Below are 23680 nucleotides of genomic sequence, written 5' to 3'. Positions count from 1 at the left end.
ATAACAGCAGGAGTACACCCCCTGAAAAGCAAACACCCGTTGATTGATACCGCAAACCAGCGGGCAATCTAACGGGTGCCAAAGAAAAACTCTACCGCAGGAAAACCTGGCAGAAAAGCGTAACTAGATAAGACCAAATTTGCGTAAGGTTTCAGCCAACTTTTCAGGGTTAACCGGTTTATAAATAAAGTCCATAGCACCTAACTGCGTCACGCGCGCTTGGGCGTTAGGCTGAATATCACCCGAGATCACTATTACCATAGCGTCCAGCCCTTCGGCTTTAATGGCCTCTAACACTTGATAGCCATCCATTTCCGGCATGGTCAGGTCTAAAAAGACCATTTCACCCTTGCCATCGCGAATAGCCTGCAACCCCTCAGCGCCGTTGGTGGCAAAGGTAATATCGACATCCCAATCGGCAGGTAGGGAGCGCGCCACCTGCTTGCGCGCCATCATCGAATCATCACAAATCAATAGAGGTGTAGCCATGGAGTTGCTGTATCTGTCAGTGGGAAAGTTGTTAGGAGTATAGCCAGTGAATTGGACGTCAGTCACTTTTTTAGCCAAGTTTATCGCACACAAATAACCATTAAGCCTCTCCGTGTTGGCTGAGTTTTGGAGGCACAGCGGGTTGCTCGGCTGGTGCAGGACTGTCAAAAAGCACGCCCAGTTTGATCGCAAACAGCGAATTTATTTGCTGCTCCGCCTCGGTAAGTAATTGCAGGCCAGCCTCCCCCCAAGGCAACTGGCGCAAGCTATCTTTCTCGGCTGGCAGCTGCCGCGGCAACTCAAGAATATCTGCCAACTGCTGCAAGCTAAGTAAATGAAGGTTCTGACTGAGTAAATAATCGCCCTGATAGTTAGCCGTAATCACATGATGCCGCACCAATGCTTCGCAGATGCGCTGCCATTGATCAGCTGCCAAACCCTGCCGTAACAAAACCCGCTCGGGCACACTGGCACCCTCTTTGGCGGCATCATAACAACGCCACAGCACCAGTAATGCGGCAATCAGGTCGGGATACTTGCGATGACGCAAACCAATTTGATGGGCATTGATAGTGTGCACAAAGACCGCACCACCCAGCACTACAGTCCAAATCAGGTTTACCCACAACAAAAACAACGGCAGCGCTGCAAATGCGCCATACACCAAGGAAAAAGAAGAGTGACTGACTATCCAACTAAATGCTGCTTTTAAACCCTGGAAACCCAGCGTAGTGAAAAAACCGCCCACCAGGGCATGACGCACTGGCACCTTACAGTTGGGTACCGCCACAAATAGCAAAGTAAAGGCAGCCCAAGTGAGCACCCAGGGCGCAAATTGCAGTACCCACTCCACCAGGCCCAAATTATCGTAAGTGCCAACCAGTAATCGGAACGAGGCCAAATAAGTGCTCATCGCCAAGGCAGCACCGAGCAGCAAGGGGCCAAGGCTCAATATCGCCCAATAGAGTAAAAAATTAGCAACCCCGCGACGGCCACGGGCAACACCCCAAATGGCATTAAAGTTTTGCTCGATATTTTTCAACATCAGATACGCTGACACTAACAAAAACACAAAACCGAATGCCGTCAGCTGACGCGCCTGCTGGGAAAACTCCTGCAGATATTTGCCTAAATCCTGCTCACTGTTAGGCAAAAAGTGCTGGAACAACAAGGTTTGCAATTCTTCGCCCAAATCCTGAAATGCAGGAATCAACGAAAACATCGAGAAAGTCACCGTGAGCATAGGCACGGTGGCAAAGAGGGTAACGTAAGTCAGGGAAGCTGCACTTTTCTGGCAGGCTTTGATGCGATACTGGTGCACCATTAACCCGAAAAATCCCATTAGCCAGTGATAATTTTCAATCGCAAGGCGACGCAGGGTTTGCAACAACGGCATAAGGTTAAATCCTTAAAACAAGTCAGGGCTCAGCCGCTATAATCGCCGCACGGCTGTTCCCGGTGGATAGACGTTTAACAAAAAATTACTGTGGACTGATTTGGTATTGGACTGATTAATGAAACATAACACGCTGATTGCACTCTACCACAACCCGCGCTGCTCCAAATCGCGCGAGGCATTGAACTTATTGCGCGAGCAAGGTGTTGAACCGGAAGTTATTCTTTACCTGGAAACGCCACCCAATGCCAAGACGTTGAAATCACTGCTTGCACAACTGGGCATAAGTGCACGCGCACTGTTACGTAAAAGTGAAGATGCCTACAAAGAATTAGGCTTGGCCGATCAAACACTGAGCGAGACAGCCTTGATTAATGCGATGGTTGAACACCCCAAATTAATCGAGCGCCCGATTGCTATAAAAGACGGCAAAGCCGTGATCGGCCGACCACCAGAAAACGTTTTACAGTTGTTGACCCCCTAATTATTAATCGCCCCTGAAGGCTAATTTATGACCGCTTATGTACTCGTGCTTTACTACAGTCGCCAAGGTTCTACCCTGGAAATGGCCAAACACATCGCGCGTGGGGTTGAACAAGTGGCGGGCATAGAAGCACGCCTGCGCACTGTCCCCGCTGTATCACCGGTTACTGAAGCCAGCGCACCCGCAATACCGGAAACTGGCGCTATCTATTGCAGCGAAGACGATTTAAAACACTGCTCCGGATTAATTCTTGGCAGCCCTACCCGTTTTGGCAATATGGCCGCGCCCATGAAATATTTTTTGGATGGTACCAGCAGCCAATGGTTAAACGGCGATTTAATCAATAAACCGGCCGCTGTTTTTACCTCAACCTCTACCCTACACGGTGGGCAGGAATCCACACTGCTAACCATGATGTTGCCACTCCTGCATCAAGGTATGATTATCGCCGGAATTCCCTACAGCGAAGCGGGCTTATCAACTACCCGCACCGGCGGCACTCCCTACGGCGCATCCCATCTCGCCAGTGGCGATACCCCCAATAAACTCAGTAGTGATGAAATCGCCCTGTGCCAGGCACTGGGAAAACGCATCGCCACCTTAGCGCTTCAATTAAAAGGTTAAACCATGACTCAGGATTCACCGGACAATTCAGCACAGCAGCCCGCAGCCCATGAAAAGCCCAAAAAAATACTCGTGATTACCGATGCCGATGCGGTGGTGCTGGAAAAAAAATTACGCCGCGGCCAGCTCATCTGCAACGCTAGCTACGTTGCCCTATTATTGATGCTGACAATTAATTATTTACTCAGCGATGACATGAAATTTGTTCATTGGTTGGTAGCCATACTGCCACTCGCGATTTTTATTCCAGGTCTACTCAAACCGCAACATCGCACCTACAGCTGGCTGTGTTTTGTATTGCTAATGTACTTTTTATTTTTGGTACCGCTATTGATGAGCTATTGGTCGCTGACCTACTGGTTAATGACTATTTTAGTGACGGTACTTTTTGTTGCCGCGATGATGACCAGTCGCTGGCTGCAATATTGGAACTATTACCTGTCGACCAAACAATGATTATCCATTCAAATTTTCACCGCTAAATTTCATTTTTCCCAAGGAATATTATTGTGTCTGTGAATTATTACGAACCGCCCTCGGCGCCACAGCCTGCAGCGCAGGCAGCGCCACAACCCACGAATCAACCCACATCGCAAGCGCCTGGCAATGGTGGTTACACTCCAAAGCTTAAACCATCGAATCGCTTGCGCCGTATTTTTGGTGGCATGGGCGCAGCGGTCACCACCCTGCGAAATACTCTCGCCAATATTATTTTTCTTATTATCCTGCTGCTGATTATTGCTGCCATCAGCGGTAAAGCTACACTGCCATTGCCCGATAGCTTTGCACTGCGCATAGCTCCCAGTGGTATTTTAGTAGATCAGCGCAGCTATATAGACCCAACCAGTTTGTTACTGTCCGATGAAAATCCGCAGGAAAGTGAAACGCTGGTCAGTGACATAGTTGCTGCGATTAATTACGCCGAAAAAGACAAACGTGTCACTTTGTTGGTGCTGGAGCCAGGCCGTTTGCTCGGCGGCGGTATCAGCAAGCTCAATGAAATCGGCCAAGCGCTGGAAAGTTTTAAAGCAAGCGGCAAAAAAATTATCGCTGTGAGCGATAACTACTCCCAAGACCAATATTATCTTGCCAGCTTTGCCGATGAAATTTATTTGCATGAAATGGGTGTGGTAGAAATTACCGGCTATGGCCGCTACATGAACTACTACAAAAGTGCACTGGACAAACTCGGTGTAACTATTCACGCCTTCCGTTCCGGAAAATATAAAGACTATCTGGAACCCTATCTGCGCGACGATATGTCAGCCGAATCGCGTGAACACAACGCCCAATGGATTAATGAACTCTGGGCTGGTTATACCGGTAATGTAGAGCGCCTGCGTCGTTTACCACCGGGCAGCATCAATGATTATGTCAACAATCTTGATGCACATATGGCGCTTACCGAAGGCGACAGCGCCAAACTCGCACTTGAAAAAGCCTTGGTTGATAAAATTGCACCGCGCCGTGAATTAATCTCAACACTGATCGCAGAGGCGGGCAAAAATAAAGAAGGCGATAATTACAACGGTATAGATGTTAATTTTTATCTCGGCGACATGCGCAAAAAAGCGATCACTGAATCCGATAAAGTCGGCGTCATAGTCGCTGCCGGATCAATTCTTGATGGTCATCAACCCGATGGCAGTATCGGCAGTGAAAGCATGCTTGAATTACTGCGCCAAGTGCAGGACGACAAGAATATCAAAGCACTGGTGATTCGCATCGATTCCGGCGGCGGCAGCGCTTTTGCATCCGAAATTATTCGCAGTGAGATTATTGCGTTGCGCGACAAAAAAATTCCCATCTACATTTCCATGGGTTCCGTTGCCGCCTCAGGCGGTTATTGGATTGCCACCGCCGCCGATAAAATTTGGGCACAACCAACTACCATCACCGGCTCTATTGGTGTATTCGGCGCGTTTCCTACGCTGGAAAAATCGCTGGAAAAAATCGGTGTATATACCGACGGCGTAGGCACCACTGAATTGGCAGGCACCATGCGTTTGGATCGCCCGCTGTCAGAAAAAGCGGGCAAAGTGGTGCAACAAAGTGTTGATAATATTTACCAACGTTTCATTACCTTGGTTGCCGACGCGCGTGAACAAGAAAAAGACGCCATCAATGAAATCGCACAAGGCCATGTATGGACTGGAAACAAAGCCAAAGAAATCGGTTTGGTGGATGAACTCGGAACACTAAAAGATGTGATCAGAGCAATCGCACAGGAAGCAAAACTAGACACTTACAAAGTTGAATTTGTACAGCGCCCACTTTCACCCAAAGAAGAATTTTTACGCTCATTAACACAGGGGCAAGCGGGCGTACTACTCCCGAAATCACTGGTCAACAATTTTGTATCACTGAGCATTCTGAATGACATAAGCCCGGCGTTAAAACCACTGCAAGATTTGAAAAACATGAACGATCCGCAAGGTATTTATGTGCAATGCCTGGATTGTGTTGCACCCTAACCGATCAAAATTGATGTTTCACAAGGGGAAAAGATTCATGCCAAAGTACGGATTATTATTTGTGTTGTGCCTGCTGGTAGCATGTACGGGCATGCCCGAGAACATCAAACCAGTCGATAACTTTGATGCAAACCGCTACTTGGGTCAGTGGTATGAAATCGCTCGCCTTGATCATTCGTTTGAACGCGGATTAAGCCACATTAGCGCCACCTACAGCCTGCGTGACGACGGCGGCATTAATGTACTTAACAAAGGATATTCTGCAGAGGAAAAGGCATGGCAATCTGCCGAGGGTAAAGCGTACTTTGTGGATAAAAAAGACCAAGGCTATTTAAAGGTTTCTTTTTTTGGCCCCTTCTATGGCTCTTATGTGGTATTTGAGTTGGACAAACAAGATTATCAATACTCACTGGTGAGCGGCCCGGACAAAAGTTATTTCTGGCTGCTGGCACGCACACCGGTTATTGATAAAAATCTGCAAGCTGAATTAATTGCCAAAGCAAAAGCCTTGGGTTTTGCGACAGAACAATTAATTTTTGTCGATCATGACCCCACAAAAGTTCCCGCCGAAAATTAACTCTAAACAGCAATTGGCGCAATAAAAAAATCGGCAACACGGAACCAGTAAAGCAGCGCCAATAACATTAATGTAGTAATTTCCAGTCAAAAAAATAGCGCCACAATGGGCGCTATCTTTTTGCACCTGAATGAATTATTCCGGGCGCATATGTGGAAACAACAATACATCGCGAATGGACGGCGCATTGGCAAACAGCATAATCAAACGATCAATACCAATACCTTCACCCGCCGTTGGTGGCAAACCGTACTCCAACGCGCGCACAAAGTCAGCATCGTAGTGCATGGCTTCATCATCACCGGCATCTTTTTCACGCACTTGTTGCATGAAACGCTCAGCTTGGTCTTCCGCATCATTCAACTCAGAGAAACCGTTGGCCAATTCACGCCCACCGATAAAAAACTCAAAGCGATCGGTCACCGCCGGGTTGTGATCACTGCGACGTGCAAGCGGTGATATTTCAATCGGATATTCTGTAATGAAAGTTGGCTGATCCAGTTTATGCTCAACCGTTTCTTCAAAAATTTCGGTTTGAATTTTGCCGAGCGCAGTGCCGGGTTTAATTTTTAGCCCCAAGGCTTCTGCTGCTTTAGTGGCACCTTCAACACTGCTTAATTGCTCTGCCGTGATCTGCGGATTGTAGTGCAACACCGAATCAAACATAGACAAACGCACAAATGGCTTACCAAAATCGTATTCGCTGGTTTGGTATTTCAGGGTAGTTCCGCCAGTCACCTCGATGCACAGCTTGCGCAGCAAGTCTTCGGTCAGATCCATCAAGTCTTTGTAATCCGCATAGGCTTGATAGAATTCCATCATGGTGAATTCTGGATTGTGACGAGTAGAAACACCTTCGTTGCGGAAGTTGCGGTTAATTTCAAATACGCGCTCAAATCCACCAACCACCAAACGCTTCAAATACAACTCGGGTGCAATTCGCAGGAACATTTCCATGTCGAGTGCATTGTGATGGGTAATAAACGGCTTGGCGGATGCGCCACCGGGAATCACATGCAGCATGGGTGTTTCCACTTCCATAAAACCGCAGCCGCTCATGTAATTGCGGATAAAACTAATGCACTGTGAACGCAACCGGAAAGTGTCACGCACTTCCGGGTTCACAATCAAATCGACATAGCGTTGACGGTAACGAATTTCCTGATCGCTCAGGCCATGGTATTTATCCGGCAGTGGACGCAAGGACTTGGTGAGTAATTGATACTCTTCCAAATTCACATACAAATCGCCTTTGCCCGATTTATGCAGCGCGCCTTTTACACCGACTATATCGCCAATGTCCCACAAACCCCATTTATCTTTAATCACTTCTTGCGCAGCTTTATCCGCATACAATTGGATTGAGCCATCACCGTCTTGTAACACCATAAACGGGCCGCGTTTGGCCATCACACGACCGGCAACACTGACTACATGATTCAGCGCTTCCAATTCTTCCTTGGTCTTTTCACCAAACTGTGCTTGCAAATCAATGCTCTTGTCGCCACGACGGAAATCGTTAGGAAATGCATTGCCCTTTTCGCGAATAGCATCAAGCTTACTGCGGCGTTCAGCGATCAGTTTGTTTTCGTCATGTGCATGCGCATCGGTTTGCGCTGATTGGGTTTCGTTGCTCATAGTCTTCACTGATGTTGAATTAAAAATAGTGGAGTGGGTCTGCAAAAAATTACAGGCCAGCCTTTAAACTTTCGACAATAAATTGATCCAGGTCGCCATCCAGTACCGCTTGGGTATTGGAGGTTTGGGCGCCGGTGCGCAAATCTTTAATGCGCGAGTCGTCCAGCACGTAAGAGCGGATCTGACTGCCCCAGCCGATGTCTGACTTGTTGTCTTCCATCGCTTGTTTTTCAGCGTTGCGCTTTTGCATTTCCTGTTCATACATTTTTGCACGCAACATTTTATAGGCCTTGTCGCGGTTCGCATGTTGCGAACGCTCGTTCTGACACTGCACCACAATGTTGGTAGGTATATGGGTGATACGCACCGCCGAGTCAGTTTTGTTAATGTGCTGACCGCCGGCACCGCTGGCGCGGTAAGTATCGATCCGCAAATCGGCCGGATTGATTTCAATTTCGATATTGTCATCAATTTCCGGCGAAACAAATACCGAACAAAATGAAGTGTGACGGCGATTGCCCGAATCAAACGGAGATTTACGCACCAGGCGGTGAACACCCGTCTCCGTGCGCAGCCAACCAAACGCATACTCACCTTCAAAATAAATGGTCGCACTTTTAATGCCAGCCACATCACCGGCAGAAACTTCTTCCAACGTGACCTTAAACCCTTTGGCTTCGCCCCAGCGCAAATACATGCGCAGTACTATCTCAGCCCAATCCTGAGCCTCAGTACCGCCAGAGCCGGATTGAATATCCAAGTAAGCATTGTTGGGGTCAGTTTCGCCGGAGAACATGCGGCGAAATTCAAGCTCAGCCAACTGCTTGTCCAAACGATCCAGCTCCGTTTGAACCTCGGCAACCATGGATTCGTCATCCTCTTCCACGGCCATATCCAACAACTCACGGGAATCACGCACCCCCACATCAAGGTCATCGATGGTTTTGACTACCATCTCCAGCGCTGAACGCTCGCGCCCTAACGCCTGAGCACGTTCAGGGTTATCCCACACACTCGGCTCACCAAGATCAAGTTCGACTTCCGCTAAGCGTTCTTTCTTAAGGTCATAGTCAAAGATACCCCCTAAGCACATTGGTGCGCTCAGTAAGGTCTTTAAGGGCATTTAATAAGGGATTAATTTCCATGATAGTGCGCAGTTTGATCCGGGTTTAGGCCTGAACAGGCAGAAAAAGCGAGGCGCGCATTCTACATGAGATGCCACTTCAGGCCAAATTCCACTCCCTCCTTTTTCATGGAATAAACAAAACAGCTCAGGTTCAAAAACGAGTGTTTACTTACCCCCTTGATGACCTGAAACCAGTAATTTTTTAGCAATCCCCCATTTATGACTACCTGTATTTTTTTTAGCTAGGTATACTTCAAATAGTAACCGGTTACATCAAATCAACTGTAAACCGCTTTTTTACAAATAATCATAAGAATCCGGAGAACCCATGAAGCCCTTAGCCCAACTCCCTCTATCGCTCGTTTTGTTATCTATTGCATTAGTATTAACCGCTTGTGGTGGTGGCGGTGGAGGTAGCGGATCAACACCTTCATCCGCTGCAGCTAGCGTAAATCCTAGCTCTATCGCTACAAGCTCCATCGCGCCCAGCTCTACACCTGTATCGAGCAGCTCGTCAGTTCAGCCACCCTCATCATCTTCACAACAAATTAGTTCATCAAGCACAGCGCCTGTGGCTAGGTGTACTGTCGATGGAAAACAATGGAATATTTGTGTAACCGATAACAATGAATGGGGTTTTGAAGGGGGAAACTATTGTATCGCCCACAGTTTTTGCCCAGCCAATCGCACCAGCTTTCCTAGCTTGGAAGCACGTGACACGCCGGTTGATGATGCGGCCTCCGCCAAGACCAAAACTATCTATAGCTACCTGAAAAGTATTTGGGGTGAAAAGACACTGGCAGGCCAGCAAGACCTGACCTGGAAAGACGATATTGATATGGCGCAGCGGGTGTACAACGACACCGGCAAATACCCGGCACTCATGGGTTATGACTTTATGAACTATGGCATGACCGCAAACTGGGTAGAGGGCTTGGAGCAAACTGAAGAAGCTATTGCCTATGCCAACAAGGGGGGATTGATCACCTTTTCCTGGCACTGGCGCGACCCAGCGCTGCTCAACACTAACAGCGTCAATAACGCGAACTTTTATGCGCGCGAATCTGATGCCAGCAAAAACACCAATTTCACCATTCCCGTGGTTAACGGCGAACTCGACACCAGTAGCCCGGCCTACAATCAACTCAACGCCGGGATTGACCTGATTGCCGAAGAACTGAAAAAACTCGCTGATGCTGATGTACCCGTGCTCTGGCGTCCGCTGCACGAAGCATCGGGCTACAACGGCGACGGCTGGTTTTGGTGGGGCCGCACACGCACCGATGATGTACCCCAATCGCTGGCGCAGATTTTATTATGGCGCCACATGTATGACCGACTAGTAAATCACCACGATATTCACAACTTGTTGTGGGTATGGAATGGCCAGAATGCCGCTTGGTACCCTGGGGATGATTATGTCGATATTGTCAGCCATGATATTTATGACAACAGCGACAACAAAACTTATAAATCGCAAATTGCCACCTACAATCAAGCGCGCAAATATCCAGTGGAAACCAAAATGGTTGCGCTGAGCGAGAACAGCTACATTCCCGACCCGGATAACATCACAGCTGATAGCGCGTGGTGGTTGTGGTTTATGACGTGGAACGATGGCAACTTTAATCAGACCACCTTGGTATCCGATACCCACGCCGACAATTTCTGGAGCGGTGAGTATTACAACACCAACGCGCACAAAACCAAGGTTTACACCCATAACAATGTGATTACGCTTGATGAATTACCTGATTTTAATCACGCGGATTAATTGCAATCCAGAACAATAATTCCGCTTAAAAGTAACTCACAATAAAGACCTGCCACAAAAAAATGCCCGCTAACAACGGGCATTTACTTTTACCTGACAGATCTGAATTAATAACGATTAGTCATCACTAAATTCTATTGGCGGCAAATCACCACCACTTTCCTGCTGCTGTGCCACGATCACTAACAGTTTGCGTGCAATTTCACGATAGCGATGACTGATTGCTGAATTTGGATCTGCCGCAACTGATGGTTTTCCCGCATCTGCCTGAGTGCAAATAGATAGATCCAGCGGCAGTGAACCCAGCAACTGCGTTTGATAGGCACGTGCGATTCGCTCACCACCACCTTCACCAAAAATATGCTCGGCGTGACCACAATTGGAACAAATATGAACGGCCATATTTTCCACTACACCCAACACCGGCACATTGACTTTGCGGAACATCTCTATGCCTTTTTTAGCATCAAGCAACGCAATATCCTGCGGTGTTGTCACAATAACAGCACCAGTTACCGGCACTTTTTGCGCGAGGGTGATTTGAATATCCCCTGTGCCTGGCGGCATATCGATTATTAAATAATCGAGATTATCCCATGCGGTTTGCATGAGTAGCTGCTGCAAAGCACCGGTCGCCATTGGCCCGCGCCACAACATAGGGGTTTCCTCTGTGACCAGATAACCCATGGAAATAGATTGAATGCCATGCGCTTCAATCGGCACCATTTTTTGCTGGCCTTGCTCGCCTATAATTTTTGGGCGCTGCTGACCCACACCAAGCATTTGTGGTTGACTCGGGCCATAGATATCAGCATCCAAAATACCCACGCGCGCGCCCTCCGCGGCAAGCGCCAATGCAAGGTTCACAGCAGTAGTCGACTTGCCTACCCCGCCTTTGCCAGACGCTACGGCAATAATATTTTTTACACCGGGAATTGATTGATTGTGACTAGCCATGAAATGCCTCCAAAAATAAACAGCCCGACATTAAAAATCGGCACACCCTAACAAAAAAGGGTGCCATGTGGCACCCTTTTTTGGAGCGGGAACTATCACTTGAATCAAGTGGTTTGCACCAACTCATCCAATTGCTCGTGGTCATGCTGGTGATCTTTCGCCAGCAGCATATACACCGAGGGCAATACAAATAACGTAAAGAATGTACCTATCGCCATACCTAGCACCAGAACAATACCAATCGCGTTACGCGCTTCTGCACCTGCACCAGAAGCGAAAATCAACGGAGTATGTCCCGCAATAGTTGCCACACTTGTCATCATTACCGGACGCAAACGCAGCGACGAGGCCTCACGAACCGCCTCCAACTTGGCCATACCCTGCTCTTGCAACTTATTGGCAAATTCCACAACCAAAATACCATTACGTGCAATCAACCCCATCAGCGTCACCAGACCCACTTGAGAGTAAATATTCAACGTGGTGGTAAAACCGTCGGTGAAAAATGGAATCGGCATGGGAATCTTCCAAAACGTAAACAACAGCGCACCAAACATCGCCAGTGGTACTGATCCCGCCAAAATAACCAATGGATCGCGGAAACTGTTGTATTGCGCAGACAACACCAAAAAGATCATCACAATTGCCATTAAGAATGCAGGCAAAAATGTATTGCCCTCACGCTTTAACTGACGCGACTCACCGGTGTAATCAATGGTGTAACTCTTGGGCAGAATTTTGCGCACTTCTGTCTCGAGGAAAGCCAGCGCCTCACCCAATGGCGCACCGGGGACACCACTGATTTTGACAGCATTTAATTGCTGCATACGGTTGATAGTCCGTGGCTCGGTAGAGTGAGTAATTGTGGCAACCTGATCCAGACGAATAAGATTCCCATCTGGCCCGGTTACATAAAGATTTGCCAGATCATCAGGAGTCAAACGTTCAGCGCGCTTAACTTGTGGAATCACTTTGTAGCTCTGCCCCGCCATATTGAAGCGATTTACATAACCTCCGCCCAGCAAAGTGCCTACGTCGTTAGTTACTGTTTGCAAATCCAAACCAAGATCTGCCACTTTTTCACGATCAATATTCAATTTGTAATCAGGCTGATCCACTTTTACATCCAGTGTTTGGAAATAAAACTTGCCAGATTTCTGCATTATTTCCTGCACTTTTAATGCGTAATCATAAATTTCTTTAATATCTGCAGTTGAAGCCAATACAAATTCAACCGGGAATTGGCCACCACCGGGCAATGCAGGTGGAGTGATAGGTAGAATTCTTACACCGGAGATTTCTGCCAGCTTTTTTTGCACTTCCGGCATGATTTGAAACACATCGCGATCACGCTCTTCCCAAGGCTTAGTCACCATGCCAGAAAAACCGCCAGTGGGCATGGTCAGCTGGAAGGTAAAATCTGTCTCGGGAATACTCATAAACGCTTCATTCACTTGCTTCCCATAATGCGACGATTGGTCAACCGTTGAATTGGCTTGCGCATCCACAATGCCAAAAATAACACCTTGATCCTCAACGGGCGCCAGCTCTTTTGCCGACATCATGTACAGCGGGAAACACAGCAGCGTAATACCAATCCAAAAAATATAGACACCAGTACGATTTTCCAGACTCACTTTAAGTTTTTCTACATACCAAGCGCGGAAACGCTCAAAGGGCTTCTCCAGCGGTGCATTTAAACCCGTGTGAGGTTTTAGCATACGCGAACCCAACATAGGGGACAGCGTGATTGCAACAACCGCCGAGATAGTCACCGCGCCTGCTAGGGTGATGGCAAATTCGCGGAACAATGAGCCTATCAAACCACCTTGCAAACCGATTGGAATATAAACCGAAGCGAGCGTTACGGTCATGGCCAGAATTGGCCCTGCCAATTCACGTGCGGCGGTAATAGCTGCAGGAAAAGGTTTCATCCCTTCTTGGATATGACGCTCAATGTTTTCCACCATAACGATGGCATCATCGACCACCAAGCCCACACACAATACGATGGACAGCAAGGTCAATAAATTAAGCGAGAAGCCGCACACCTGCATAATAAATAAGGCGCCGACAAGCGAGAGCGGAATCGCTAGCACCGGAATAATTACCGAGCGACTAAACCCAAGGAAAAGAAAAATTACCACCACAATAATTAATAGCGTTTCCGTGAGGGTTTTAATAACCTCATTAATCGCTGCATCAATATATTCGGTAGAGTCGTAAGCCACAGTACCGCTCAAGCCAGTTGGCAACTCGGATTTAATGGCCTCCATTTCTCTGTTAACAGCCTTCATTACATCCAGCGCGTTAGCGTTGGGAGCGACCCATACGCCCATGAATACTGCGGTATCGCCTGAGAAATTTACTACTGTGTCATAATTTTCCGCACCCAAAGCGACATCGGCAATATCGCTTAAGCGGATAATCCCATCGGCAGAATTGCGAATAATTAATCGTTTAAATTCATCAACACTTTTCAGGTCGGTGTCTGCCCGCAGGTTTACCTGAGTGTAAGAACCGCGAGTTTGACCAACAGCGGCTTGCACATTATTGGCGGCAAGCGCAGCGCGAACCTGAACCGGTGTTACATTTAACGCCGCCATCCGCTCGGATTTTAGCCAAATACGCATTGCAAAGGTTCTACCACCTAATACATCCGCTTTTTGCACACCATTAATCGCAGTTAAACGCGGCTGAATAGAGCGAGTTAAGAAATCCGTAATTTGGTTTTGCTCAAGAATTTCCGAACTGAAACTCAAATAGGCAGCAGCAAATTGCGAATCGGCTGCTTCAATACGAATTGCAGGCACTTCGGCTTCTGGCGGTAAATCGCCACGCACCTGATTTACCTTGGCGGAAATTTCCGTCATGGCCTTGAGGGGATCGTAATTCAAACGCAAGTGGGCAGTCACGGTGGACATGCCCATTGCACTTTGCGACTCAATGTAATCAATACCGCCCGCTGAAGCGATGGCGCGCTCAATAGGTGTGGTAATAAAACCACGTACCAATTCAGCATTGGCGCCCACATAAACGGTATTAATAATAATTACAGAGATGTCACTGCGAGGATATTGGCGCACAGTCAAATTTGACCCGGCTTGAATCCCTAAAATTAAAATAAGCAGGCTCACCACTATGGCGAGAACCGGGCGCTTAATAAATACATCAGTAAATTTCATAACTTAGGCCCATTGGCGTTGAGGCTTGTGGAGTTGATAAACCATCTAATCACCGATGTGATTAACTATCTGCCGGCGTTGGCTCCAACTTGTATTCCGGTGTGGGTAAATTGCCCACGGTTACTGCTTGGCCATTCAACAATTTGAATGCGCCAGCGCTCGCCACCACTTCACCCGGTTTCAAACCGTCGACGATTTCGACAAAATCGCCTCGGGATTTACCTAAACGAACAAATTGTTGCCGCGCTTTAAAGCTGCCCGCCGCTTCGCCTGGCTCAATTACAAATACGGTGTCGCCAAAAGGAGCATAAATAACTGCTGTAGATGGCACCGCGAGCACCTCTTGTGGGTCAGATAAGGTCACTTTGGTTTCCACCGCCATACCCGGAATCAACAAGCTGTTTTCGTTTTGCAAATAAGACTGCACTATGGCGTTGCGAGTAAGCGTGCTTATTTCTGCACCTATTGCGGTAATTTCACCTTTGATAGTTGCATCAGAACCATCACCCACATTTACTTCCACTGGCAGGCCACGTGTCATTTGCACCAACCAAAATTGCGGTACCGGGAAATTTACCCGCACAGTGTTAGTCGCCTGCAGGGAAACCAATTCCCCACCCACCTGCAAATCCTGACCGAGATCCACTTTGCGGATACCCAGCCGGCCATCAAAAGGAGCACGCACTACTTTTTTCTCAAGGGTGGTTTTCAAATCGTTCACATCGCCTTGCGCTGACTCCATTTGCTGCAAGGCAGCATCTAACTCACTTTGCGATACGGTATTGCGCTTGCGCAATTCCAGCAAACGCTCATGGTTGGATTTAGCCAAACGCAAGCGCGCTTCCGCTGCACTTAATTGTGCTTGTTCGTTGCCGGATTCCTGCACCAGTAGCACTGTTCCTTTTTTAACTTGCTCGCCCGAATTAAAGCGAATTTCTTTTACCTTACCAGCCACTTCAGCGGCAATTACGATACCCTCGGAAGCCTCAACGGTTCCCATGGCGGTATAACTGTTGGGCCAGCGCTGCAGCTCTGCGGTAAACGTACTGACTGTTTCCGTTACTGGTGGTGTATTTTCTCCGGCAGAAACCATTGCCATGATTTGACCGAACTTAACGCCAGCAACAATGAGGAAAATCCCTACAAGACTTGCGGCCGCAATGCCGATTGATTTCGCATTGTTCATAGATGAAGAACCATTAAAAGAAGAGGAGAAAAACGATTTGGAAACGAGCAACATAGGAAGGGAGGTAAATTAACGGCATCCCGACCATCGCTTCACGCATTCATGCGGAAGAATTGTTACACAGTCACCGGTAAAACCAAACTTGGGAGTTGTCAAAAAATGTAGCGCACAACAACCAAAACCGGTCACAAAAAGAATCATCCGACCATCTGGTCGGTGGGCGAATAATATTCCCTTTTGCCTGATTCTCCAATGCGTTGTTAATGATTATCACAAACTAATGACATTCATCACCCACCCCATAACGCACCAAAGAGCCAACTGGATCACTCATAAAAATGAGTTATCTGATTGCCTGGATGACATTGCTTCTTTACTCTTCCCGCTCAATTATTCTCAATTAAGGATTGGTTATGACTTGGGCACCTCATGTAACTGTCGCGACGATTATCGAGCAAGACAATCGCTACCTTATGGTTTATGAGGAAGCGGATGGAAAAAAAGTTTACAACCAACCTGCTGGTCACCTTGACCCTAACGAGACGCTTAAAGAGGCCGCGATTCGCGAGACACTCGAAGAAACAGGCTGGAGCATTGAATTGACGGGCGTAGTTGGCGTTAACCTTTATACCGCGCCCAGCAACGGCATTACTTATTTCCGTACCACATTTATCGCCAAAGCACTCAGTCACGACACCCAGCGACCACTGGACACCGGCATAATCGAGGCAGTCTGGTTGACCTACGAAGAGCTGGTCGCCCGCAAAGATCAGCTGCGCAGCCCCATGACCCTGCAAATTATTGAGGAATATCGCGCCGGCCGCCGTTTTCCGCTCCAGGTTGTTGGCTAAGAGGGGCAAAAGGCGGGTAAAATGCCCGCCTCTTTTTCAACCGCTGTAATTTCCGCTTATGACCCAGTTTTCCAAGCCCTCTATTGCCCCCGGTGCCCGCGTTATTGTGGGAATGTCGGGCGGTGTCGACTCGTCTGTCTCTGCCCTACTGCTAAAACAGCAAGGCTATCAAGTCGAGGGATTGTTTATGAAAAACTGGGATGAAGATGACGGCACCGAATACTGCACCGCCAAAGCAGATTTGGCCGATGCAGAGCGCGTCTGTGAGCGTATTGGCATCAAGCTGCACACCGCCAACTTTGCAGCAGAATACTGGGATAACGTCTTTGAACACTTCCTTGAAGAGTACAAAGCGGGCCGCACGCCCAACCCGGACATCCTCTGCAACCGCGAGATCAAATTCAAAGTCTTTATGGAATATGCGCGCATGCTCGGCGGCGAACTCATCGCCACCGGCCACTATGTGCGCCGCGCCGACCGCGATGGCCATACTTATCTACTCAAAGGGTTAGATCCCAACAAGGATCAAAGCTACTTTTTGCACGCTGTTGGCGAAGCCGAATTCGCCCACTCACTCTTCCCTGTAGGGGAGCTGGAAAAGCCGGAGGTACGTCGTATCGCCGAAGAGCATGGGTTAATCACTCACAACAAAAAGGACAGCACAGGCATCTGTTTTATCGGCGAGCGCCGCTTTAAAGACTTCTTACAACAATACTTACCCGCACAACCGGGTGAGATTCAAACCCCGGATGGCAAAGTCATTGGCGAGCACATGGGCTTGATGTATCACACCATTGGCCAACGTCAGGGCTTGGGTATAGGCGGTGTTAAGGGTGCCAACGAAGAGCCCTGGTTCGTCGCACAAAAAGATTTAACCCGCAACGTGCTGGTGGTGGTTCAGGGCACAGATCATCCATTATTGTTTACCAATCATTTAATCGCGCAACAGGCGCACTGGATCAACAGTACACCACCGGCGGCCGAGTTTCGCTGTAGTGCCAAAACCCGCTACCGCCAAGCCGATCAGGACTGTGTGGTCAAGGTGATGAGCGACGGCACGCTCGATGTACACTTCGATCAACCGCAACGCGCGGTAACACCCGGACAATCAGTGGTTTTCTATCAAGACGACATCTGTCTCGGTGGCGCCGTTATCGAGTCAACCGACAATCGTTAATGAATGTTTTACCTCAACCCAAGTAACAGCATTCAGGCGATTAATAGCCTTCCAACCGATTGATAGTGAGAGAATTCGCGTGAGCAAAAACTGGCAAGACATTACCCTCGCCCTCGCTGGCGTATTTCAAGCCACCGCACTGGTTGATCAAGTCGCCAAAACCGGGCATGTACCTACCGATGCGTTTAAGTGCAGCATGGAATCCATTCTCGACTTGAATCCTGCCAGCACGCTGGATGTCTACGGCGGCAGTATTGAAAACCTGCGTACCGGCCTTGAGGTTATGCGTGAATTACTGCGCCCAAACTCGCAGCAACATCGCGAAGTGCTGCGCTATGGCTTGGGTGTATTACATTTGCAAAAGAAACTCGCCGGCCGCCGCGACATGTTAAATGTCATCGGCAGCCGCATTGAACAAGCCAGCCAACAGGCACAGCATTTTTCATCCACACACGACAATGTGGTCGCCAATTTGGGCACCCTTTATACCGAAACCCTGAGCACCTTCCGTTTTCGCATTCAAGTAAATGGCGACTACAATTATCTGCAACAACAACGCATCGCCAACCAAATTCGCGCCTTGCTGCTCGCTGCGGTGCGATCTGCCATTTTATGGCGTCAGGTAGGTGGCAATCGCTGGCAACTACTGCTCAATCGCAAGGATATCGCACGGCAGGTTGATGATTTATTGCGCCGGATTTAACGGCCCCATGACTCGCCTTATCCCAAACGAATAGTTTTATAAAAATTCTGCTTTATCTTCTTTTTATTTTTAATTTCAAACGAGAAACGCAATGGACAATACATTCAACACTCTCTCCGCGCTGAACGCCGTGTCTCCGGTAGACGGCCGTTACGGTAGCAAAACTATCGCACTGCGCAATATTTTCAGTGAATTCGGTTTGATTCGCTTTCGTGTAGAAGTGGAAGTGCGCTGGCTGCAGCAATTGAGTCGGATGGCCGGCGTGCCCGAGGTACCTGCCTTTAGCGCGGCGACTAATGCGTTTCTCGACAGCATTGTCACCAACTTTAACAGTGAAGATGCCCAAGCCGTTAAAGATATAGAACGCACCACTAATCACGATGTAAAAGCCGTTGAGTATTTTCTCAAGAATAAATTCGCGGGCAACGCGGAATTGGAAGCAGTATTGGAGTTTGTGCACTTTGCTTGCACGTCTGAAGATATTAACAACCTGTCCCATGCACTGATGCTGCGCGAAGGTCGCAAGGTATTTTTGCAGGATGCTGAAGCCATTATTGATGGTATCGCCAAACTCGCACACGACTACGCCGAAGACTCCATGCTCTCGCGCACGCACGGCCAAACGGCATCACCTACCACCGTCGGCAAAGAAATGGCCAACGTCGCCGCGCGTTTGCGTCGCCAACTAAAAACCGTTAAAGAAGTAGAATTGCTCGGCAAAATCAATGGCGCCGTGGGCAACTACAATGCGCATTTGTCGGCCTACCCGGATGTTGACTGGCAAGCCAACGCCAAAGAATTTGTCGAAAGTTTAGGCCTGACCTGGAACCCCTACACCACTCAAATTGAACCGCACGACTACATCGCCGAATTGTTTGATGCTATCGCACGTTTCAACACTATCGTTATCGATTTTGACCGCGATGTATGGGGCTATATTTCGCTCGGCTACTTCAAACAAAAAACCATCGCTGGTGAAGTGGGTTCGTCCACCATGCCGCATAAGGTTAACCCGATTGACTTTGAAAACTCCGAAGGCAACTTGGGAATCGCCAATGCCATTTTTACCCACCTCGCACAAAAACTGCCTATTTCCCGCTGGCAGCGCGACCTGACCGACTCAACCGTATTGCGCAATATGGGTGTTGGTTTTGGTTACGGCATGATTGCCTATGCATCTACATTAAAAGGGATGGGCAAGCTTGAGATCAATCGCGCACGCCTCGCAGAAGATTTAAATAATTCGTGGGAAGTATTGGCCGAACCAATCCAAACCATTATGCGCCGCTACAACGTCGCCGAACCCTATGAGAAATTAAAAGCGCTGACTCGCGGCCAAACTATCAACCGCGAAGTGTTGGCAGCATTTGTAGAGACGCTGGATATTCCCGAACACGCCAAACAGACCATGCGTGACTTAACGCCCGCCAATTACATTGGTAATGCGGTAGATCAAGCCAAGGCGATCTAAACCGTGAAAAAATAAAGGGCTCTACGGAGCCCTTTATTATTTTAATTCCCATTTTATTTTCAGGTATTAAAGATGACCACACCCCTCACCCATCTTGGCGATATGCCGATTGAAGAATTTTTACGCGATTACTGGCAAAAAAAACCGCTGTTAATTCGCAACGCATTTCCCGGTTTTGAATCACCGTTATCTCCTGACGAACTTGCTGGTCTCGCGCTGGAAGAAGAAGTTGAGTCACGCATTGTGCTGGAACAAGGCGAAACGCCATGGGAATTGCGCAATGGCCCATTCGATGAAAAAACATTTGAAACCTTGCCAGAAAAACGCTGGACTTTATTGGTGCAAGCCGTTGATCAATTTGTACCAGAAGTAAATCAACTGCTGGACTATTTCCGTTTTATCCCCAGCTGGCGCCTGGACGATGTAATGATCAGCTACGCGCCGGATCAAGGTGGAGTCGGCCCGCACTTTGATTACTACGATGTATTTTTGTTGCAGGGCTTGGGCAAACGCCATTGGAAACTCGGGCAAATGTGCGACAACAACTCACCGCGTGTTGAAGGTACTCGCTTGAAAATCCTCAGTGAATTTCACACTACCAACGAGTGGGTGCTGGAGCCGGGCGACATGCTTTATATCCCACCGGGCATCGCACACTGGGGCAACGCCCAGGGCGATGATTGTATGACCTACTCGATTGGTTTTCGCGCACCCAGCCATGCCGATATTATCGCCGAGGCTGGGCAAGAAATTGCACTCTCGATTGTCGATGACTTGCGCTACTCCGACCCAGACTTGGCCTTGCAAGACAACCCGGGCGAAATTAACAACAAAGCCATCGAACAAGTGCGCAATATTATTTTGCAGCATCTGACCAACGAAAATATCGCCCATTGGTTCGGTAAATTTATGACTGAACGCAAATATATTGAACAGACCGATGAAGAGCCGCTCGATATAGACGCCAGTGAATGGCAATCTGCACTCGCCGACGGCGAATTACTCTGGCGTCATCCCGCTGCGCGCCTCGCCTTCCACAGCGATGAAAAAGGCACTATGTTATTTGCCGATGGCGAAGTGATTTGCTGCTCGCGCGAGCTGGCCGAACTGGTGTGCAAAGAAGTGGAGATTAGCTGGCGCGAACTCAAAACCTTAGTGCAAGATCCGCAAGACCGCGCCGCCATAACCCAGCTAATTAATCTGGAAACGCTGCTAGTCGACGAATAATTTTCAAACCTAGAATGGGTAGAGCCCACGCACTACCCATCTATTTTTCGACGGAAAAATCATGAGCCGCACAATAATAATTACCGATTGGCGCACCCACAAAACCGAGCTAAGTAGTATTCGCACCCGGGTTTTTATCGAAGAACAGGCAGTACCAGAAGCTGATGAATGGGACGAATACGACAGTGACGCCATTCATTTTTTAGTGCAGGAGAGCAATGTTAATGCAATAGGTTGTGCACGGTTGCTCACAGAATCCAATCCACAAGGTGGTTATCTTTACCATATTGGCCGAGTTGCTGTCTTACGCGAATTCCGCGCTCAAAGTATTGGCCATCAGCTCATGCTATTTATTATTAACTATTGCCTAAGCACGGCGCCCGACAGGAAGATTTATTTGCATGCCCAAACCACGCGCCGCAGTTTCTACGAACAGCTAGGGTTTTGCGCCAGGGGTAGTGAATTTATGGATGCAGGTATTCCTCATATCAGTATGTGGTTTGAAGCCGGGGAGTTGCAAAATGGCTGAACAATCCGCTGTCAGTACCGAACTCTGGTTACTTGATGGCCTCGAAGACTTTCGCCATTACAGCCTTGAACTTTTACAGCAGAGCAACCGGCAGATTGCTATTCTCAGTCGCGACCTGGATGAGCCAGTGTACGGCACTAACCACTATGTGCAGGCGCTGTCAGACTTTGCACGTTCAAGCCGGCACTGCCAGGTGCAAATCCTGATAAAAGACACCAAGCGCGCTATAGAGTCGGGCCATCCATTGGTTCGCCTTGCGCAACGACTCTCTTCTAAAATTGAAGTGCGAAAAATGACGCAGGAGCCTAACAATAAAGAAATGGGTTTCATGCTGGGGGATACCACAAAAGTCCTCTATAAAAACGACGACAACACTTACCGCGGTTTCTATAACAGTGCGGCATCACGCGAAGTGAAACAACTGCGCGAGGAATTCAATTACTTGTGGCAATACGCCGAACCGGAACCTGAGTTTCAACAGCTGTATTTGTAATAGTATCCGCTCCTTAGCGATGAATTAACTCGTTAAAACCAAGGCAAAAAGTCACACGCCGTAAAAAAAGCCCTTTTTGCGCTTAATCCACAGTATTTTTTGTTGCCGATTCGTTTTCAATCCTATATATATAGCGTCAATCCGTATTGAGGCGCCATAGAGCCTATAAATACAGGGGTTTTTGTTATACGCGTAATCAAAAAACATCGACTCAACCCAAGGTTGATCACATTTACACAAGGAAAAAAATATGGCCGTTAAGAAACCTGCAGCCGCAAAAGCTGCTCCAGCAAAAAAAGCGCCAGCTGCTAAAGCAGCTCCAAAAGCTGCCCCTAAAGCAGTTGCCAAGAAAGCGCCTGCTGCCAAACCAGCAGCTAAAAAAGCGCCAGTAGCTAAAGCAGCACCTGCTGTTGTTAAGCCAATCGCTGAGCGTCAAAACAAAACCCAAATGCTGCAACAAATTGCTGATGCAACCGAACTGAGCAAAAAGCAAGTACAGGCAGTGTTGGACGAATTGACCAATGTTATTGAAGGTCACATCAAGAAAAAAGGCGTAGGCGAATTTGTTCTGCCTGGCCTGCTGAAAATTACTACCGTGAAAAAGCCTGCCACTAAAGCGCGTAAAGGCATCAACCCCTTCACGAAAGAAGAAGTAACTTTCAAAGCTAAACCAGCGAGCATTTCCGTAAAAGTGCGTCCGCTGAAAAAACTGAAAGAATTCGCTGTTTAATAGACGCGATTACTTTTTATAAAAAAACCCGCTTGAGCGGGTTTTTTTATGGCTGCAATCTATCCATTAACAGTTAACAAACCGTGAACCCTTCGCCGATCAGCGCATTTTGTAAGCGCTTGATTCGCTCGGCAAAATCTACCTCACTGTAGTCTTTAGCCGGTAGTTTTCCCCAAATAGGTTGCGGCCACGCAGCATCGTCGGTAAAGCGTGCAATATGGTGAATATGCAGCTGGCGCACCACATTGCCCAATGCGGCCACATTCATCTTGTCGGCGTCAAACACACTCGTCATGACTTCTGAGAGGCGACAAGATTCGCGGATTAGCTGCAGCTGCTCCTCCTCACTCAAATGGTGAATTTCGTAAACCTCTTCGCGCTTGGGAACCAAAATACACCAAGGGTAGTTTGCGTCGCGACTCAAGAGCAGCAGAGACAAATCAAATTCACCAATCACAACTGAATCTTGTGCAAGACGGGGGTGAAGTTCAAACATAAGTTGTTATCCTTTTATAAGCTAAAGCAATCATCACTGTGGGCGGTAGTGAAGCGCCACAGGGCGCTATACCAATGCCATCAACCACCGTAG

At 48.1% G+C, this 23680-nt stretch carries 21 protein-coding genes and 1 pseudogene; 14 read left to right on the top strand and 8 right to left on the bottom strand.

Annotation, left to right across the window (positions count from 1 at the left end; genetic code table 11):
• Positions 1-123: 123 nt before the first annotated feature.
• Positions 124-489: a response regulator gene (locus D0B88_RS10900; RefSeq protein WP_040392178.1), complete on the bottom strand. Its 366-nt coding sequence runs from the start codon at positions 487-489 to the stop codon at positions 124-126.
• A 100-nt stretch (positions 490-589) separates the two neighbouring features.
• The gene (locus tag D0B88_RS10895; RefSeq protein WP_007642364.1) at positions 590-1885 is read right to left on the bottom strand and encodes a YihY family inner membrane protein; all 1296 of its coding nucleotides are present in this window, start codon (positions 1883-1885) and stop codon (positions 590-592) included.
• 118 nt (positions 1886-2003) lie between these two features.
• On the opposite strand from D0B88_RS10895, the gene arsC reads away from it, so the two are divergent.
• From arsC to D0B88_RS10870, 5 genes are read left to right on the top strand one after another with little or no spacing between them, the layout of a single operon-like run.
• The gene (gene arsC / locus D0B88_RS10890; RefSeq protein ID WP_151057118.1) at positions 2004-2369 is read left to right on the top strand and encodes an arsenate reductase (glutaredoxin); all 366 of its coding nucleotides are present in this window, start codon (positions 2004-2006) and stop codon (positions 2367-2369) included.
• Positions 2370-2396: 27 nt separating this feature from the next.
• Entirely contained in the window at positions 2397-2993 is a 597-nt protein-coding gene (gene wrbA / locus D0B88_RS10885) for an NAD(P)H:quinone oxidoreductase (protein ID WP_151057116.1), read from the top strand.
• A gap of 3 nt (positions 2994-2996) precedes the next feature.
• Entirely contained in the window at positions 2997-3449 is a 453-nt protein-coding gene (locus tag D0B88_RS10880; RefSeq protein ID WP_151057114.1) for a DUF2069 domain-containing protein, read from the top strand.
• Positions 3450-3502: 53 nt separating this feature from the next.
• On the top strand, positions 3503-5467 hold the full coding sequence (sppA, locus tag D0B88_RS10875; protein ID WP_225318335.1) for a signal peptide peptidase SppA: 1965 nt from the start codon (positions 3503-3505) through the stop codon (positions 5465-5467).
• Between the two features lie 37 nt (positions 5468-5504).
• The gene (locus tag D0B88_RS10870; RefSeq protein WP_151057112.1) at positions 5505-6044 is read left to right on the top strand and encodes a lipocalin family protein; all 540 of its coding nucleotides are present in this window, start codon (positions 5505-5507) and stop codon (positions 6042-6044) included.
• Positions 6045-6179: 135 nt separating this feature from the next.
• On the opposite strand, the gene lysS is transcribed toward D0B88_RS10870, so the two are convergent.
• Positions 6180-7682: a lysine--tRNA ligase gene (gene lysS / locus D0B88_RS10865; RefSeq protein WP_007642376.1), complete on the bottom strand. Its 1503-nt coding sequence runs from the start codon at positions 7680-7682 to the stop codon at positions 6180-6182.
• A gap of 49 nt (positions 7683-7731) precedes the next feature.
• A protein-coding gene (prfB, locus tag D0B88_RS10860; protein WP_151057110.1) for a peptide chain release factor 2 occupies positions 7732-8827 on the bottom strand; the annotation gives its coding sequence in 2 pieces (ribosomal slippage) (positions 7732-8754 and positions 8756-8827; 1095 coding nt in all).
• 309 nt (positions 8828-9136) lie between these two features.
• On the opposite strand from prfB, the gene D0B88_RS10855 reads away from it, so the two are divergent.
• Positions 9137-10582, top strand: coding sequence for a glycosyl hydrolase (locus D0B88_RS10855; RefSeq protein ID WP_225318334.1), 1446 nt, complete (start codon positions 9137-9139; stop codon positions 10580-10582).
• A gap of 117 nt (positions 10583-10699) precedes the next feature.
• Here D0B88_RS10855 and apbC read toward each other — a convergent pair.
• The 3 genes and pseudogenes from apbC to D0B88_RS10840 form a co-directional block, all read right to left on the bottom strand.
• Positions 10700-11536, bottom strand: a pseudogene (gene apbC, locus D0B88_RS10850) (iron-sulfur cluster carrier protein ApbC); the annotation flags it as partial.
• A gap of 107 nt (positions 11537-11643) precedes the next feature.
• Positions 11644-14724: an efflux RND transporter permease subunit gene (locus D0B88_RS10845; RefSeq protein ID WP_151057106.1), complete on the bottom strand. Its 3081-nt coding sequence runs from the start codon at positions 14722-14724 to the stop codon at positions 11644-11646.
• Between the two features lie 61 nt (positions 14725-14785).
• Complete coding sequence (locus D0B88_RS10840) at positions 14786-15910, bottom strand: efflux RND transporter periplasmic adaptor subunit (protein ID WP_040392180.1); 1125 nt, start codon at positions 15908-15910, stop codon at positions 14786-14788.
• A gap of 413 nt (positions 15911-16323) precedes the next feature.
• On the opposite strand from D0B88_RS10840, the gene D0B88_RS10835 reads away from it, so the two are divergent.
• From D0B88_RS10835 to D0B88_RS10800, 8 genes are all read left to right on the top strand, one after another.
• Complete coding sequence (locus D0B88_RS10835) at positions 16324-16761, top strand: NUDIX hydrolase (RefSeq protein ID WP_151057104.1); 438 nt, start codon at positions 16324-16326, stop codon at positions 16759-16761.
• Between the two features lie 58 nt (positions 16762-16819).
• Positions 16820-17938: a tRNA 2-thiouridine(34) synthase MnmA gene (gene mnmA / locus D0B88_RS10830; protein WP_151057102.1), complete on the top strand. Its 1119-nt coding sequence runs from the start codon at positions 16820-16822 to the stop codon at positions 17936-17938.
• A gap of 79 nt (positions 17939-18017) precedes the next feature.
• Entirely contained in the window at positions 18018-18641 is a 624-nt protein-coding gene (hflD, locus tag D0B88_RS10825) for a high frequency lysogenization protein HflD (RefSeq protein WP_007642402.1), read from the top strand.
• A gap of 91 nt (positions 18642-18732) precedes the next feature.
• Positions 18733-20112 (top strand): adenylosuccinate lyase, encoded by a 1380-nt coding sequence (purB, locus tag D0B88_RS10820; RefSeq protein ID WP_007642404.1) that lies wholly within the window; start codon positions 18733-18735, stop codon positions 20110-20112.
• 72 nt (positions 20113-20184) lie between these two features.
• Positions 20185-21339 carry a cupin domain-containing protein gene (locus D0B88_RS10815; RefSeq protein WP_151057100.1) on the top strand — a complete coding sequence of 385 codons (1155 nt, stop codon included), beginning with the start codon at positions 20185-20187 and terminating at the stop codon, positions 21337-21339.
• Positions 21340-21400: 61 nt separating this feature from the next.
• Entirely contained in the window at positions 21401-21868 is a 468-nt protein-coding gene (locus D0B88_RS10810) for a GNAT family N-acetyltransferase (protein ID WP_151057098.1), read from the top strand.
• Positions 21861-22361 (top strand): hypothetical protein, encoded by a 501-nt coding sequence (locus D0B88_RS10805; RefSeq protein WP_007642409.1) that lies wholly within the window; start codon positions 21861-21863, stop codon positions 22359-22361. Before D0B88_RS10810 ends, D0B88_RS10805 begins: the two co-directional genes overlap by 8 nt.
• A 250-nt stretch (positions 22362-22611) precedes the next feature.
• Entirely contained in the window at positions 22612-23091 is a 480-nt protein-coding gene (locus tag D0B88_RS10800; protein ID WP_007642421.1) for an HU family DNA-binding protein, read from the top strand.
• Between the two features lie 73 nt (positions 23092-23164).
• Here D0B88_RS10800 and D0B88_RS10795 read toward each other — a convergent pair whose 3' ends face one another.
• On the bottom strand, positions 23165-23587 hold the full coding sequence (locus D0B88_RS10795; RefSeq protein WP_151057096.1) for an HIT domain-containing protein: 423 nt from the start codon (positions 23585-23587) through the stop codon (positions 23165-23167).
• Between the last annotated feature and the right edge of the window lie 93 nt (positions 23588-23680).

The sequence above is a fragment of the Cellvibrio sp. KY-YJ-3 genome, assembly GCF_008806955.1.
Lineage (GTDB): Bacteria > Pseudomonadota > Gammaproteobacteria > Pseudomonadales > Cellvibrionaceae > Cellvibrio.
The sequence above is the reverse complement of the archived record's forward strand: the minus strand, read 5'-3'. Positions and strand labels throughout refer to the sequence as shown.

Bases quoted from the DNA above. Each gene is read 5' to 3' on its own strand.
- purB (WP_007642404.1), top strand. From the start codon at position 18,733: ATGGACAATACATTCAACACTCTCTCCGCGCTGAACGCCGTGTCTCCG.
- D0B88_RS10800 (WP_007642421.1), top strand. From the start codon at position 22,612: ATGGCCGTTAAGAAACCTGCAGCCGCAAAAGCTGCTCCAGCAAAAAAA.
- lysS (WP_007642376.1), bottom strand. From the start codon at position 7,682: ATGAGCAACGAAACCCAATCAGCGCAAACCGATGCGCATGCACATGAC.
- D0B88_RS10810 (WP_151057098.1), top strand. From the start codon at position 21,401: ATGAGCCGCACAATAATAATTACCGATTGGCGCACCCACAAAACCGAG.
- D0B88_RS10880 (WP_151057114.1), top strand. From the start codon at position 2,997: ATGACTCAGGATTCACCGGACAATTCAGCACAGCAGCCCGCAGCCCAT.
- D0B88_RS10840 (WP_040392180.1), bottom strand. From the start codon at position 15,910: ATGAACAATGCGAAATCAATCGGCATTGCGGCCGCAAGTCTTGTAGGG.
- D0B88_RS10900 (WP_040392178.1), bottom strand. From the start codon at position 489: ATGGCTACACCTCTATTGATTTGTGATGATTCGATGATGGCGCGCAAG.
- D0B88_RS10855 (WP_225318334.1), top strand. From the start codon at position 9,137: ATGAAGCCCTTAGCCCAACTCCCTCTATCGCTCGTTTTGTTATCTATT.
- mnmA (WP_151057102.1), top strand. From the start codon at position 16,820: ATGACCCAGTTTTCCAAGCCCTCTATTGCCCCCGGTGCCCGCGTTATT.
- D0B88_RS10795 (WP_151057096.1), bottom strand. From the start codon at position 23,587: ATGTTTGAACTTCACCCCCGTCTTGCACAAGATTCAGTTGTGATTGGT.
- D0B88_RS10870 (WP_151057112.1), top strand. From the start codon at position 5,505: ATGCCAAAGTACGGATTATTATTTGTGTTGTGCCTGCTGGTAGCATGT.
- D0B88_RS10805 (WP_007642409.1), top strand. From the start codon at position 21,861: ATGGCTGAACAATCCGCTGTCAGTACCGAACTCTGGTTACTTGATGGC.
- wrbA (WP_151057116.1), top strand. From the start codon at position 2,397: ATGACCGCTTATGTACTCGTGCTTTACTACAGTCGCCAAGGTTCTACC.
- D0B88_RS10845 (WP_151057106.1), bottom strand. From the start codon at position 14,724: ATGAAATTTACTGATGTATTTATTAAGCGCCCGGTTCTCGCCATAGTG.
- D0B88_RS10895 (WP_007642364.1), bottom strand. From the start codon at position 1,885: ATGCCGTTGTTGCAAACCCTGCGTCGCCTTGCGATTGAAAATTATCAC.
- D0B88_RS10815 (WP_151057100.1), top strand. From the start codon at position 20,185: ATGACCACACCCCTCACCCATCTTGGCGATATGCCGATTGAAGAATTT.
- D0B88_RS10835 (WP_151057104.1), top strand. From the start codon at position 16,324: ATGACTTGGGCACCTCATGTAACTGTCGCGACGATTATCGAGCAAGAC.
- arsC (WP_151057118.1), top strand. From the start codon at position 2,004: ATGAAACATAACACGCTGATTGCACTCTACCACAACCCGCGCTGCTCC.